Annotated in this window: 16 protein-coding genes and 2 pseudogenes; 10 read left to right on the top strand and 8 right to left on the bottom strand. The window is 66.1% G+C overall.

Annotated features, from left to right (window positions below):
- Positions 1–37 precede the first annotated feature (37 nt).
- The 7 genes and pseudogenes from ABD999_RS35125 to ABD999_RS35095 form a co-directional block, all read right to left on the bottom strand.
- Positions 38–226: pseudogene (locus ABD999_RS35125) on the bottom strand (Imm8 family immunity protein); the annotation flags it as partial.
- Positions 227–401: 175 nt separating this feature from the next.
- Positions 402–1,481: a hypothetical protein gene (locus tag ABD999_RS35120; RefSeq protein ID WP_271280416.1), complete on the bottom strand. Its 1,080-nt coding sequence runs from the start codon at positions 1,479–1,481 to the stop codon at positions 402–404.
- A 149-nt stretch (positions 1,482–1,630) separates the two neighbouring features.
- Complete coding sequence (locus ABD999_RS35115) at positions 1,631–1,828, bottom strand: DUF2283 domain-containing protein (protein ID WP_271280415.1); 198 nt, start codon at positions 1,826–1,828, stop codon at positions 1,631–1,633.
- A gap of 428 nt (positions 1,829–2,256) precedes the next feature.
- Complete coding sequence (locus ABD999_RS35110) at positions 2,257–2,868, bottom strand: hypothetical protein (RefSeq protein ID WP_271280414.1); 612 nt, start codon at positions 2,866–2,868, stop codon at positions 2,257–2,259.
- A gap of 448 nt (positions 2,869–3,316) precedes the next feature.
- Positions 3,317–3,784, bottom strand: a complete 468-nt coding sequence (locus tag ABD999_RS35105) for a cytidine/deoxycytidylate deaminase family protein (RefSeq protein WP_271279235.1) — start codon at positions 3,782–3,784, stop codon at positions 3,317–3,319.
- Entirely contained in the window at positions 3,781–4,473 is a 693-nt protein-coding gene (locus ABD999_RS35100; protein ID WP_271279236.1) for a RibD family protein, read from the bottom strand. Before ABD999_RS35100 ends, ABD999_RS35105 begins: the two co-directional genes overlap by 4 nt.
- Positions 4,474–4,495: 22 nt before the next feature.
- Positions 4,496–5,851, bottom strand: coding sequence for an NsdA family TPR-like regulatory protein (locus tag ABD999_RS35095; RefSeq protein WP_271279237.1), 1,356 nt, complete (start codon positions 5,849–5,851; stop codon positions 4,496–4,498).
- Between the two features lie 428 nt (positions 5,852–6,279).
- Here ABD999_RS35095 and ABD999_RS35090 point away from each other — a divergent pair, with 428 nt between their 5' ends.
- Positions 6,280–6,561, top strand: a complete 282-nt coding sequence (locus ABD999_RS35090; protein ID WP_271279238.1) for a hypothetical protein — start codon at positions 6,280–6,282, stop codon at positions 6,559–6,561.
- 245 nt (positions 6,562–6,806) lie between these two features.
- Positions 6,807–7,538, top strand: a complete 732-nt coding sequence (locus ABD999_RS35085; protein WP_271279239.1) for a GntR family transcriptional regulator — start codon at positions 6,807–6,809, stop codon at positions 7,536–7,538.
- Here the strand turns inward: ABD999_RS35085 and ABD999_RS35080 are convergent.
- Complete coding sequence (locus tag ABD999_RS35080) at positions 7,523–7,849, bottom strand: hypothetical protein (protein WP_271279240.1); 327 nt, start codon at positions 7,847–7,849, stop codon at positions 7,523–7,525. The two genes, ABD999_RS35085 and ABD999_RS35080, sit on opposite strands and share 16 nt — an antisense overlap.
- Positions 7,850–8,060: 211 nt before the next feature.
- Between ABD999_RS35080 and ABD999_RS35075 the strand changes: the two genes are divergently transcribed.
- The 8 genes and pseudogenes from ABD999_RS35075 to ABD999_RS35040 all read left to right on the top strand — a co-directional run bounded on the left by ABD999_RS35075 (position 8,061) and on the right by ABD999_RS35040 (position 13,747).
- The gene (locus tag ABD999_RS35075; protein WP_271279241.1) at positions 8,061–8,474 is read left to right on the top strand and encodes a plasmid replication, integration and excision activator; all 414 of its coding nucleotides are present in this window, start codon (positions 8,061–8,063) and stop codon (positions 8,472–8,474) included.
- Positions 8,474–8,740, top strand: coding sequence for a hypothetical protein (locus tag ABD999_RS35070; protein WP_271279242.1), 267 nt, complete (start codon positions 8,474–8,476; stop codon positions 8,738–8,740). Before ABD999_RS35075 ends, ABD999_RS35070 begins: the two co-directional genes overlap by 1 nt.
- Complete coding sequence (locus tag ABD999_RS35065; protein WP_271279243.1) at positions 8,737–9,051, top strand: hypothetical protein; 315 nt, start codon at positions 8,737–8,739, stop codon at positions 9,049–9,051. Before ABD999_RS35070 ends, ABD999_RS35065 begins: the two co-directional genes overlap by 4 nt.
- Positions 9,052–9,137: 86 nt before the next feature.
- Entirely contained in the window at positions 9,138–10,565 is a 1,428-nt protein-coding gene (locus ABD999_RS35060; protein WP_271279244.1) for an FtsK/SpoIIIE domain-containing protein, read from the top strand.
- 30 nt (positions 10,566–10,595) lie between these two features.
- Complete coding sequence (locus tag ABD999_RS35055; protein ID WP_271279245.1) at positions 10,596–10,745, top strand: hypothetical protein; 150 nt, start codon at positions 10,596–10,598, stop codon at positions 10,743–10,745.
- Positions 10,742–12,348 (top strand): annotated as a pseudogene (locus ABD999_RS35050) (replication initiator). Before ABD999_RS35055 ends, ABD999_RS35050 begins: the two are co-directional and overlap by 4 nt.
- Entirely contained in the window at positions 12,345–12,536 is a 192-nt protein-coding gene (locus tag ABD999_RS35045; RefSeq protein WP_271279246.1) for an excisionase family DNA-binding protein, read from the top strand. Before ABD999_RS35050 ends, ABD999_RS35045 begins: the two are co-directional and overlap by 4 nt.
- Positions 12,533–13,747, top strand: a complete 1,215-nt coding sequence (locus tag ABD999_RS35040) for a tyrosine-type recombinase/integrase (protein WP_271279247.1) — start codon at positions 12,533–12,535, stop codon at positions 13,745–13,747. The genes ABD999_RS35045 and ABD999_RS35040 overlap by 4 nt, the downstream gene beginning before the upstream one ends.
- Positions 13,748–13,766 lie beyond the last annotated feature (19 nt).

The raw sequence follows: 13,766 nt of genomic DNA, 5'->3' as shown, positions 1-13,766 counted from the left end.
CCCGGTGGCTCCCAAGACTGAGCTGGAACGCCACTCCTCAGCCGGTGTAATTCTCGTACTCCCACTCTCCGATCCGGGCGATCTTCTCTGCCAGCTCACCCCATGTAGGGGCCTCCAGTGCGGCAGTGCGATCGCTCAGCCACTCGGTCACCTTGTCGGGATGAAGTTCGGCAACGAAGAGCCAGTGCCGACCGATGAGAAAGGGGCGATGACGGAGTTGCTCTGTGAGGGCCGACGGGGCCTCCGCCCCGCCTCAAGATCTACCCAACGGAACTCTCCTAGTCGTACTCTCACAGTCCCATGATCGCCTAAGAAGTGGGCCGTCAGCTTGGGAGTTGCAGGGATCTTGGCTCAAAGAGGCGTTGACCTACGGCTGAGGAACGAAGCACGGATCGTCGACGTCAGGAGGCCTTCCAGGCCACGGGCTCGGCTCCGTCGGCGGTGGAGGAGAAGGTGACGGCGACGGGCTTGTCGCCCTTGCTGACGAGGTAGACGCCGCACTGCCGGACACTCTTGCCGGGCTGAACCATGCCGTAAGGCACGGATGATTCGCAGCCCTTGGGGCCGTTGCTGCCGATCGCGATGAGGGTGAGCGGGCGCAGGGTCTGGCCGCTCGCGGTGCGCAGGAAGACCGCCCTGTCCATGCTCGGGTACAGCTTGGAGGTGCCGTTGTTGCGGTGCTGGAGCGTGACGAAGTACGCCGTGGCGGCCTTCTGCCTGGCGTTCAGGTTGTAATCGGCGAGCGCGTCGGGGCCGGCCTTGCGCACGCTCTTCGGCGTGACGGTCAGCGGCACCTCCTTGTCTCGCGCGTCCTTCCACGTCACCTCGGCCGGCTTGTCCGAGGGCAGCACGCTGCTGCCGGTGTCGCCGCCCTCGACCTTCCACATCTGGATGCCGGACTCGTCGCTGTAGGAGACGGTGGCGGGCTGGGTGCCCTTGGGAAGCATCACGACCCGGCACTCGGTCGCCGCCTGGCCTGCTGTCAAGGCACTCGGAGCCTTCGTGCCGTTGCACGTCTCCAGCGGGCCGCTGCCGGGCGAGGCCAGGGGGTTGCTGCTGAAGAACGAGACGCGCTCGCCGGCGGTGCCGTCCGCGAGCGCCAGACGGAAGTTGTTGACCACCTGAGCGCTCTGGACCTCACCAGATCCGGTGTTGGTGATCGACACGGTGAGGTAGTGCGGCACCATCCCACGTACGTCGTCGTCGAGCCGCACGTCCTTGAGGTCTTCGGCCGAGCCGAGCTCGAGCAGGGTCGGGTGGAGCGTCAGCTCGTGCGCCTTCTTGCCGCGGTCGGTGTAGTGCGCTCGCCGCGGTGCGGTGTCGAGTGTCAGCGGCGTAGCCGTGGACGCGGCCTGCTGGTCCGCCTCCGGCTTGTCACCGCTGACGTTCTTGCTGGTATCGGAGCCTCCGCAGCCGGTCAGGAGCAAAGCGAGAACGCCCGCCCCGGCGATGGTACTGACCCGTCGGCTGACGCGCTGCACTGCGACTCCCGTCGTTTCCGTGGTCCTCTGCAACCCCCGTTAGGTCGGGGACCACCCTAATACTCCGGCGACAGTTCGCGATCATAGGGCTGGATTTGCGCTGGTAGTGGCACTGTCGAGCAGCCTCCCAGCTCGGTACGGCCCTTTTCCTATTCTCCTGGCCACGCGGCCAGGATCTCGATACCGATCACCCGGCCGCTCTCGTCCAGGTCGAAGTTCACCATGGGACTGTCCACCGTGACCGTCCGCGCCACGCCACCGGGCGCGATCGTACCCCGCAGGTAGATGTACGCGGCCTCCGCCTGGGGATCGTAGGTCCACGTACCGGAATGCTCTTCCAGGGTCACGGAGTCTCCTGTTAGCAAGATCGCGAAAATTGTTCTGACAAACACGAAGCCCCTGGACCGGAAACAGCAGTTCAGGGGCTTCGTCGCGAAGAGCCGACGTGGGGAATCGAACCCCAAACCTTCTGTTTACAAGGTCCCCAAAGGATCTTCACTGGCGTTCGCAGACGTCCGCCACCTCGTCTGGCGGCATCCTCACCGTTCGCCTCTGTCCGCTGCAGTTCGTGATCGTCCACTTGGGTGGCTCCCAAAGTGGCTCCCAGAAACCTCGGTGGATCACCTGCTTGCCAACCGGTCTGATCTTCGATTACCACGGCCTCGCCCTGGGCGACGGCAGTCCGCCAGTGACCGTGACTGACCTCTGTTGATCACCCTTAATGGCACGGCGATCACGTGTGCGGTCACGGGGTCTGTTCTGCCGGACCTCTGTTCTATGGTGCGCGGTCACCGTATTTTTCGATGATCGAGCTGAGAGAGCGTGGGGCTGACGGCATCTCCTGCACCAGTGGATCCGGTGAGGTGACGCCAGTGTGTACGGATCGCATCCATTCGTCGTCGACCACAGCCTGGCATAGCGCTTCGGCGGTGATGAGCGTGGCGAGACCGCAACTGTTCTCCCAGGTCTCCCGACCCGCTGGGCTTGCGGCGATCCATTGCTCGACGCTGGCGAGATCAGGAACTGGATACCAGCTCCAGTCCAGCATGTCGAACTTGACCACCAGGCCACTTTCCGTCCGATAAGAGACCAAGGCTGGGGCTTCATCGATCCATACAGCGCTCAGGCAGGGGCCATACTGCGCCAGAATGGGAAGAGCACCCTCGGTGACAGAATCGACGCGGTAGTCCATGATGACGGTGCCATTGCCGAGGCGCCCGATGAGCATGTCGACGTCGTCTGCGAGGAAGCGCGCTGGCTGAGTGCTCTCGGGTGAGATGCCATACGCAGCCAGGACGTCGTCAATCTTGGTGGCAGAACACCACGTCAAGTCGACGACCAGCTGAGTGTGCAGGCGAAACCACTTGCTGTAAGTAGAGTCGATCACGGACGTTTCCTCTCAGCTGACACCGCCATGAGCCACGCTCAAGGATCTTTGCGCATCCGCGCGCCGTCCGCCGCCGAACCGCGATCAGCCACGTTGCTCGGTGAGCCAGGGTGAGGAACGAACCCTGGATCGTCGATCGCCCCCAAGCACGTACGGCGTCCAGCCATGCAGTGGCGATCGTAGGGCTGCATCTGTGCGGCGGCGCGGCAACCCCGGTCGGAGCGTTCGGGTCAGTACGGCGGTGCTGGCGTGCGGTGGCCGGCCCGGTGTCCCGCCGCCGTCCGGGACCGGCCCCCAGGCCGCACGCCCGGACGGCGGGCGGGCGGAGGGCCGGGGGTACGGCGGCGCGCCGCGCCGCCGCTTGATCCCTAAAAGAACAACTCGGCAAGTTCTCCAGGCACCCAATACCGCTTCGGCAACACGTCGTGTCAGCCGCTGGCTGGGCCTTTCAGGCTGAGGGTGGGTCGATCAAGTGCGTGTTGACTGATCGGGCCGCTTCGGCGAGTTCGGGGAGTGTGATCACGGTGACGCCGTGGGCGGTGAGGGTTTCTGTGCCGTTGGCGTCGGTGACGAAGGTGGGGGGTTCTGTCCAGGCGATCACCACGCGGGGGATGCCTGCTTGAAGGATGAGTTGAGTGCAGGTTCTGGGGCGTGAGCGTCGTTTGTTGCAGGGCTCCAGGGTGCTGTAGAGGGTGGCCTTATTGAGGCGGGGGTCGCCAGCGGGGAGTTTGGCCAGGGCGGCCTCTTCAGCGTGTACGTGCTCGTCGGTTTCGCGGGAGTAGCCGCGGCTGAGTTCGTTGCCGTACTCGTCCACGATCACCGCGCCGACGGAGAAAGCCGTGTCCGAGGGTGGGCAGAGGCGGGAGAGATCGATGGCGGTGAGCAGCCATCGGCGGTCGTCTGGGGTGGCGGTCATGAGGTGGTACTACCCGATGCCCGTTTGGGGAGGTACCGCAGCAGTACGACGTCGTCCACGGTGCGGGTTTCGGCGAGGGTCATGCGGTGGCCGGTGCCTCCGGGGAAGTCGCCGGGGTTGACGAAGCGGGGGGCGCCTGCGTCGCCGACGAAGATGGGCGCGATGGCGAGGTGGATCTCGTCGGCGAGTCCCTGGGTGAGGAACTGGGTGTGGATGGTGGCGCCGCCTTCGACCATGAGGCGTCCGATGCCGCGTCGGCCGAGATCGTCCAGCATCTGTGCGAGGTCCATAGTGGGGCCGAGGCCGACGATGGTGGCCAGGTCGCGCAGTGACTCGCGGAGCTTGGAGACGACCGAGTCGGGGCAGTAGACGATCTTTTCGCCGCCGTGGTGCCAGAACTTAAGGTCCGGGTCGAGGTCTCCGCTGTTGGTGACGGTGACCTTGAGCGGGTACAGGGGCAGGCCTTGGGCGGCTCGTTGGGCTCGCCGGGTTTCGGAGTTGACCAGGAGGCGGGGGTTGTCGCGGCGCATCGTGGTGGCGCCGATGAGGATGGCGTCGCTGTCGGCTCTGACCTGGTCGACGCGGTCGAAGTCGGGGGCGTTGGAGAGCAGGAGCCGTTCCGGCGTGGTGTCGTCGATGTAGCCGTCAACGGACATCGCGCAGCTCAGCAGGACGTAGGGGCGTCGCATGAGACCTTCCAGGGAACCGTGATCATGCTTGCCGCAACACCGTACCTCTCAGCGCGGTGTGCAGTTCGGCAACGAGGGGTGCGCTGCGCCAGGGCTGGAGCTGCTGGTCCAGCTTGAGGAGCTCGTTGATGATGCGGGCTGATCCGGTGTCCTCGGCGATGCACAGCGCGGACATGGCGACGTTGGCGGCTTGTTCGGGCTCTCCCGCTCCCGCGTGGGCGATCGATTCCCGTGACAGGTAGACGCCGAGATCACGGCGGAAGGATGGCGGGACGGCGGCTGTCGCGTACTGGAAGCCTTCGACGGCTTCGCTGAACCTGCCGAGTTCGGCGTTGCTCCGTGCGCGCTGGGCTTGTAGGTAGGGCTCATCCAGCCATACGCCCCATGGGGAGTTGGGGTCGTCGGTGACGTTGAGGAGGAGTTCGTGGGCGCGGTCGAGTTCGCGCCTGGCGGTGTTGCCGTCGTTGCGCAGGGCGTGCCCGAATCCGCCGTAGGTGGGGGCGAGTGCTTCGAGTTTGCTGCCTGGGCGGGCGAGGGTGCTTGCGGCCTCGGCCAGGTCGATGGCGGTGACCGCGTCTCCCATGTCGCCGGCGAGCTGACTTTTGCGCGCCAGGATGAACGTGGTCATGTCTCGATCGGCGATGGCATGTGACAGTTCCAGCGCGCGGTCTGCCCAGTACTGGGCGGCGTGGAAGTCGCCCGCGTCGTGGTGAAGCCATCCGCAGAATTCGCAGTATTCGGCCTGCAGTCTGAGCAGCTGGTGCCGGTCGGTGCCTCGCGCCGCCTGGCGGAGTTGATGTATGGCGGTGATCTGCTGCTGGACGGCGGGGATCGTGTTCAGGGGGCCGAGCAGATTGTCATTGTCGATCAGGACTTTGCGTACCTGCTGCAAGTGCTCGACGGGGCTGAGATCACCTGTGCCCGTGGCAAGTCGTCGCGCTGGTGAAACGGGAAGCGACGTGTTCTCTGACGGCATGATTCCCGCGAGGCCGACGCCCAGGCCCTGAAGGAATGTGCGGCGGGATACAGACAAGAAGATGATCCTCCCATCGGGAGCACGCCCCGGCACGACAAGTGTCCCCTCGTCAGCAGGTGCTGACAACTGCCGCTCGAAGTCTCCTTTGTCCCGCAGCGCTGCGAGGTCGGTGCCAATACTCGCCAAAGATGAGCTATGTGGCAATTGCTCGTTTTCCGCCTTGGCGGGACCTCGCTTGACGGGGGCGAACCCCAGGTCCTCCGGGTCAAGGTGGGTGACCTCGGTCAACGCCAGTCGGTACGGCTCTCGCGGCCATGCGACCTCGCCCGCCTCCCAGCGGCGTAGGCGTTCCTCATCGCAAGTCAGCTTGTATTTGATCCCGCTTTTGCTGAGATTGATCATTTTTACCATTTCGGCCCGCGTCAAACGGGCCTTCTGGCGCCACTCGTGAAGGCGAACATTCATCCCCGTTCTGGGCATATCCGGCCTTCTTTCGAATGGGAGCGGCTAAAGGGGGCTACTGGGGGACCTGGAAAGGAGGTCCCCTCATTCTGCATTGCCGGTGGACTTGCCATCAATCAACAAGGTAAGTGCAGCGGACTTCCGCCGTAGGGAGTACCGGAAACGACTCGCGAGGAGATGGCGACGGTGACCCGGCCAGAGAAGAACTGCGAGACAGGCCCCTGCCCGGCGTGCCGGGGACGCGGTTACAAGCTCAAAGGCTCGTGCCGCGCCCTCCTGATCGGCACTGGTGGAGAGGGGGCGGAAGAGATCGAGGAGCGCAAGTGTCTCGACTGCCTCGGCGAAGGCCAGGCCGAAAGGAACGAGAGATGAATCCGATCATGCTGGCGGCCACGAACGGGCTCGGGCAGCAGAGGGACGGGCGCGCCCTGGCCCAGTTGCGCGAGCGACTCACGAGCCTCGGCGTCGAGGCCGAGTTGCTGCCGGACAACAGTGCGCTCATCGTGCGCCGACCCGAGCCGGGGCTGCCGGTGTGGGTGTTCGTCGGGTACGGCGGTGCGTACTTCTCCTGGCAGAGCGCCGAGAGGCGGCATCCGGTCGGCGATGTGGAGGGGGCGGCAAGCGTCTTGGCGGAGTGCGCCGCCAAGTAAGAGGCCGGCGCGGCGAGGTGGCGTCAGTCCCCGTTCGGAGGGGTACGGGGCGGTCCTTCCCAGCCTCGTCGCGTCTCATCGCCCGGCAGGTGGTCGAGTCCATGCCCATGGAGGGTCGCCCCCGTTCCTCCGCGACTGCCTGCCGGGCCTTTTCCCGCACGTCAGCGGAATGCTTGGACGGAGCGGGCTGATCCAGGTTACGCTCAAACTTGGTAAAACAACCTGTCGGGTGTTGGACGGTCAAAATGTCGCTTGAGTCCGTACCGCCGAAGTATGCGCAGCTTGTGCAGGCCCTTCAGCGGCGTATCGAGTCGGGAACGTACCCACCGGGCTCCCTCCTGCCCAGTGAACACCAACTCATCAAAGAGTTCAGTGTGTCCCGGCCTACCGTGGTCGCCGCGCTGCGAGTGCTGCGTGAGCAGGGCTGGATCGACTCCCAGCAGGGAAAAGGCCGTTTCGTACGTGGCCGTCCCGCGATGGCGTCGATGGAGTCCAACCGGCCCGGACAGGCGTACCTGGCCAACCCGGAGACCGATACTCCCGGCGAGCTGGTGGAGGCGGGTGCGGTGGCACCGTCCAACCGGGTGGCGTCGCTGCTGGAGATGCAGCCCAAGAGCAGGGCGTTCCTGCGTCGGCGCCTGGTGGTCCGTGACGGTGAGCCGACTGAGCTGGTGTCGCTGTGGTTGCCCTTGGAACTGTCGGAGGGCACTGACCTGACCAGTGGTGAGCCGTTGCGGGAGGGCATCCGGGAGCATCTGACGTCGCGCAAGGGGGTGCGCTTCGATCACATCGTGGAGCAGATCACCGCGCGCATGCCCACCGCCCAGGAGGCCAAGCAACTCGGCATGCCGAAGAACGTGCCGCTCCTGGCCGTGTTCGGGGCAGTCCGGGACGCTTCCAGCCGGCCACTGGTCGTGGTTGAGGTGCTGCTTCCCGCTGACCGGCACGAACTTGAGGACGCCTACCCGGTCACGTGAGGAACGACGACTACCTGTTCGTTGTCCTCGTAGATGATCCTGCCGGGGTCCGTTGATTCGAGGCGCATGCACTCCACGTCATGGGCGGCGAGGATCGACAGGTATCCGGACATCCTCTGCATGAGATGACCGGCTGACAGCTTGAACCAGGCCGCTGCCCTGGGGTTGATGCTCCGGTCGTAGACCGTGGGGTCCACGGTCACAGGATTGGTGAAGTTCGCCTCGTACCAGGCGTTGTTCTCGCGCCTGAACCGCTCTTCCGCGTCGGACAGACGCCCCTGCGCGGCCAGGCCGTTGACGAGGCCGAACACGCCCGGGTACGTCCCTCGCCCATTCGCTACCGAGCTCTGGAACCTCACGTACATCGGTGGCGCTCCTCCCGTGATCATGCTGCCTGGCGTTTCTATCAGTTGGTTGCTTGGACTCCAACTCGCTTAGCTACTTGACCTAGCAAGCTACGCAGAGTTATCGTCTCATTACTTGACAGGTTAAGTGCCTGTCAGCCAAGAAAGGAAAGCTGTTATGGCTCTGCAAGGTCCCATCCCCGTCACCTTCGCCATGGTCTTCCCGCACGGCTGCTACGTCGTCGGCCAGGTCGAGCCGGTCAAGGACTTCGACGCCTCGACCAACGGCCGCTTCGTGCAGTCCCGCGACAAGCAGACCAGTGAGCTGGTCTGGCAGGTCGCGGTCCTGGACGGTGACCCGGCCCTCAAGCCTGCGCAGAAGACGGTGGCGGTCAAGATCCTCGCGCCGGTCCAGCCGGTGCCGCCATCCCCGATGCCGGGGCTTCCGTTCACGCCCGTCGAGTTCGACGGCATCTCGGTCACGCCGTACGTCAACGGCAACGGCCGCCTCGCCTACTCCATCAAGGTGCGGGAGATGCACGCTCCCCACCAGCCCACCGCCCCGGCCAAGGCCGGAAAGGACGCCGCCTGATGACCCGTCGCCGTACCCCTCGCACCAGCGTGATCCGGCTGACCACCGGCAACGCCGCCCGCACCCTCAACCACCCGTTCGCCCGCCGTGAGCCCGTCCTGGCGCTCGACTTCGGCGCCACCTCCGTCCTGGTCACCACCAGTGGCCCCGTGACAGTGAAGGACCTGGAGTTCGCGCACCAGCTCGCCCGCGAAGCCCAACGCTTCGCCCGCTCCCTAGAGCGCAGCTTCTACGGCCTGCCCGACGGACGCGGGGTGGCGGCATGAGCGAGCACCGGCCCTACACCTACGTCACCGTGTCCCTGCGACCCGACTCCGACCCGCACGTCGGAGTCTCCTTCCACACCCCGCGCCTGCGGATCCGCGCCGGACTGCTGACCAGCAGCCCTCGGCCGTACCTGGAGTTCGCCTCCCACGAGGCCAACGTGCACATCTCCACCACTGGAGCCGGGCCGGTCACCGACACCGACCTGGCCATCGCCCGCGAGATCTTCAACGCCGCCGCTCGCTACCTGGCCGATTGCGAGTGCCTGCACGCCGAACAGCCGGCCAAGGACGCCACCGACACGGCGGCCTGACACGAAGCGGGGCCGCTGGAAGCTGCAACTCCCGGCGGCCCCTCGGTTCTCCCACGACTCGCTCCATCACGAGAGGTTCCCAGCTTATGTTCAAACGGCTACCTGGCGACGAGGCGCGTAACCTCGTCTCCACCACGCCCGACACGGCCGTCGTCTTCCGCCCGGCCGTCGTCAAGACTCCCGCCATCCTCACCATCGTCATCCTGGCCTGGCGCATGCTCGCCGGGCTTGTCCGTACGATCTGGCGTCACCCAATCGCGGCCACCATCCCGGTAGCCCTCGGCGCCACCTGGTACGTCTACGGCTGGCCCATGGCAGCATCTCTGCTCGGCACGGTCATCCTGATCCTCGCCTCATGGGCGTACATCGACCGGGCGTCCTTCAACCGCCTGATCGGCTACCGGCTGCTGGCCTGGTGGCGGCTCACCTGGATCTACCGGCGACACTGGCAACCCGTCCTGATCGTCTCCGGTCTCGGCCGTCACATCCGGGGCCGTGACTATCTGCCCCGGCTCGGCAAGGTCACCTGCACCTCTTGGGCCGACCAGGTCACCGTGCGCATGCTCAAAGGCCAACCGGTCAAGGACTGGACCGACCGCACCGACCATCTCGCCCAAGGCTTCGGCGCCACATCCTGCCGGGTGACGCTAACCCAGGCCGGACACCTGACACTGACCTTCCCGCGCAGCGATCCACTCTCTGAGCCCCTGCCGGCCCTGTCCATCCCCACCGAACCGACCGTGGGACCGATCGAGATCGGCACCCGCGAAGACGGGCGACCGTGGCGGCTCAAAGTGCATGGAACCCACGTTCTCGTCGCGGGCGCGACCGGGGCCGGCAAGGGGTCGATCATCTGGTCCGTCATCCGCTCCCTGCTCCCCGCCGCCAGCGTGGGCCTGGTCGAGCTGTGGGCGCTGGACCCGAAACTGATGGAACTGTCCTACGGCCGTGCACTCTTCGGCACACGGTACGCAGCCACTCCCGAGGAGTGCGCCGACCTGCTGGACGAGGCCGTCACCGTCATGCAGAAACGAGCCGCCCGTTTCGCCGGGCTCCAGCGCTCCCACACGCCCACGATCGATGCTCCGTTCGTCCTGGTCCTGGTCGACGAGGTGGCGTTCCTGACCGCCTACCAGTCCGACCGGCAGCTACGGCAACGCATCTCCTGCGCCCTCGCCACCCTCACCACTCAGGGCCGCGCAGTCGGCGTCGGCGTCCTGGCCGCGCTGCAGGACCCGCGCAAAGAGGTCATGAACATCCGCAACCTGTTCCCCGACAAGATCGCCCTCCGCCTGGACGAGTCCGAACAGGTCGACATGGTCCTCGGCGACGGTGCCCGCGACCGGGGAGCGCTGGCCGATCGCATCTCACCCGTCCCCGAACGAGGCGCGGGAGTCGGTTACGTCCGCCTGGAAGCCAGCCCCGAACCCATCCGGGTCCGCGCCGCCTACGTCTCCGACGCCGACATTCACGCCATGGTCAACGCCTACACCCCGTACGGGAGCGCCGCATGAGGAGCTGCGCCGAGTCGGAGGTGAGCTCTGATGTGTGAGCTGCTGGAAGAGCTTCGCTGCGCCACCTGCCACACCGTGAACGCTCTCTGGCTCGACCCGGTCCGCGCCCTGGTCGAGTGCCGCGCCTGCGGCCAGATCGCGCTCATCGTCCTTGACGTCAACGAAGGGAGGTTCACATGACCCATGCGCACGACCGTGCACTTCCCCGGGCCGTCCGCCAAGCCATGCCGATGGCCCGGGATGTGCTCGAAGAGGTCGCCAAGCTCCACGGCGTCTGCATCCGGCCCATCCCGCTGCGGCGACTCGACACCGTCACCGGTACCTCCGAGATCATCGACGTGCCATGCGGTTCCACCCTGGACAGCAAGTGCCCTCCCTGCGCCAAGCGCAACCGGCAACTCCGCATGGCCCAGTGCCGCGAGGGCTGGCACCTCGACACCGAACCGGCCATCACCCCGGACGAGGCCAGCGAGGAACAGCGCCGACTGGTCGAGTTCCGCGCCGACATGCAGGCCAAGCGTGATGCCGCCGAGCAGACCGGCGACGACACCACCGACCTGGACGCCGTTCTCGCGGGCTGGACGAGGAGATCAACGCGGCTGGGATGCGGGGCAGCGTCACCGGATCCGCGGTGCCCAAGCGCACCCGATCGACCCGGCGTCGGCAGGACGCCCCGGACCTGCCCAAGCGGAAGATGGCGGCCACCACTCTCGGACGCACCTTCACCGGCTCCGACGGCAAGGTCTATCGGCCGTCGCTGTTCGTCACGCTCACCCTGCCCAGCTATGGCAAGGTCCGTGACGGCGTCCCCGTCGATCCGGACACCTACGACTACCGGCGCGCGGCTCGGGACACGCTGCACTTTTCCAAGCTCGTTGATCGATTCGTGCAGAACCTGCGCCGGGTCGCTGGCTATGACGTGCAGTACTTCGCCGCCGTCGAACCGCAGAAGCGGCTTGCCCCGCACCTGCACATGGCCATCCGGGGCACCCTGCCCCGCGCGGAGATCAAGCAGATCGCCGCCGCCACCTATCACCAGGTGTGGTGGCCACAAGCCGACGAGGTGCGCTTCGACGGCGACCACCTGCCCGTCTGGAACGAGGAGGCCGGCTACCTCGACCCGGCAACCGGCCAGGTCTTGCCCACCTGGGACGAGGCCCTCGACGCCCTGGACGAGGACGCCGAACCCCTCCACGTGCTCCGCTTCGGCGACCAGGTGGACGTGCAAGGCGTGCTCGCCGGAACCCCGGACGCCGACCAGTGCATCCGCTACCTGTCCAAATACCTGACCAAGTCCATCGGTGACGCCCTCGACAGCGGCCAGGCCCAGCGCGAGCACGCCACCCGCATGCTGGATACCCTGCGCTACGAGCCATGCTCACCCACCTGCCCGAACTGGCTCCGCTACGGCGTCCAGCCCAAGAGCGCCAAATCCGGCATGACGCCCGGCCACTGCCGTGGCAAGGCCCACAAGCCTGAACACCTCGGCTACGCCGGACGGCGCGTGCTGGTCTCCCGCAAGTGGAGCAACAAGACCCTCGCCGAACACAAGCAGGACCGCCGCACCTGGGTCCTGGAAGCCCTCGGCCAGGCCGACGAACCCACCGACCCACACCGCTACATCTGGCGACCGGTCCCGGCCGGAGACGCCAACGTGCCACCCCTCGCTGTCCGCCTCCTCCGATCCGTCCACGAACGCCAGCGCTGGCGAGCCCACCTCCGCGAGCTGGAAGCCAGAGCAGAAGGCCAAGATCTTTCGGCAATCGAGGGGAGGGCGGCATGACTGCGAACATCACACCACTTCTCCTCAGGCCCGAAGAAGCCGCCGACTGCCTCGGCATCGGCCGCACCAAGGTCTACGAGCTGATCCGCTCCGGCCAGCTCCGATCCGTTCGCATCAGCACCCTGCGTCGCGTTCCGGCAACCGCACTGACCGAGTTCGTCTCCCAGCTTGAACAGGAAGCAACATGAGCACCCAGAAGCGTGGCCAGAACGAGGATTCGATCTATAAGGACGGCGACCGCTGGCGCGGTGCGGTCTCCCTCGGTTACGGCCCGGACGGGAAGCGCACTCGCAAGAAGGTCTCCGGCAAGACCCGCGCCGAAGTCGTCGAGAAGGTTCGCAAGCTCAAGGAAGCCCTGGCAAAGGGAGCTCCGGTCCCAGACGACCGACTGACGGTCGGCACATTCCTCGATCGCTGGTTGCTCCACCTGCCCGGCCACATCTCCGATGGGACCTTGGACGACTACGAGGACACTGTGCGGCTCCACCTCAAGCCGGGGCTCGGCCGTCACAAGCTGACCAAGCTTACCGTGGCCCAGGTCGATGCCCTGTGGCAGGCCAAGCGCAAGGCCGGTTACAAGGCGAACAGTGTCCGGAACATGCGGGCCGTACTCCGGAAAGCTCTAGGCCAGGCAGAACGAGAGGGCCTGATCATGCGGAACGTCGCAGCCCTGTCGATGCCGCCGCGCGTACCCGTTGAAGAAGGCCGGACGCTCACGGTAGAGGAGGGTAAGAGGCTCCTCGACGCTGTCGCCGATCACCGCATGGGCGTCCTCGTGCTCCTGGCCCTCGTCTTCGGCCTGCGTCGTGGTGAAGCGCTCGGCCTCATGTGGAACGCCCTGGACCTGGACGCTCGAACACTCCGGGTCACCCACTCCGTCAAGCGCCTCAAGAACCGCGACCCGAACGCCACGACCAAGACCCGCATCGTAGTCAGCGAACTCAAGACCAGGCGCTCACGCCGCGTCCTCTGCCTGACTCCCGAACTGATCGAGGCGATCAAGCGCCACAAGGCCACCCATAACAAGGAACGCCTTCGGACCGGCGAGGACTGGACGGAGCACGGCCTGATGTTCCCGACGGTCTTCGGCAACCCATCCGACCCGGACACCTTCTCGCACCTGTTCTCCCGGCTGGCCAAGAAGGCCGGCCTCGGCCACTGGCACCCACACGAGCTTCGCCACTCCGGCGCATCGCTCATGCTCGCCCAAGGCACTCCCCTCCACGTCGTGTCCGAAGTCCTCGGCCACGCCAGCATCGCGATCACCAAGGACGTCTACGGACACCTGCTCGAAGGTGACCGGCGCGCAGCAACGGAAGCCATCTCCAGCGCCCTCCTGGGGAAACAGACCCCGGTGGCTCCCAAGGTGGCTCCCGAAGACGCCGATGACACCGGTTGAAGATCAGAAAGCACAAGGC

Origin of the sequence: Nonomuraea ferruginea, assembly GCF_039540635.1 — a bacterium.
GTDB classification, from domain to species: domain Bacteria; phylum Actinomycetota; class Actinomycetes; order Streptosporangiales; family Streptosporangiaceae; genus Nonomuraea; species Nonomuraea ferruginea.
This window is presented reverse-complemented; position numbering and strand designations above follow the sequence as displayed.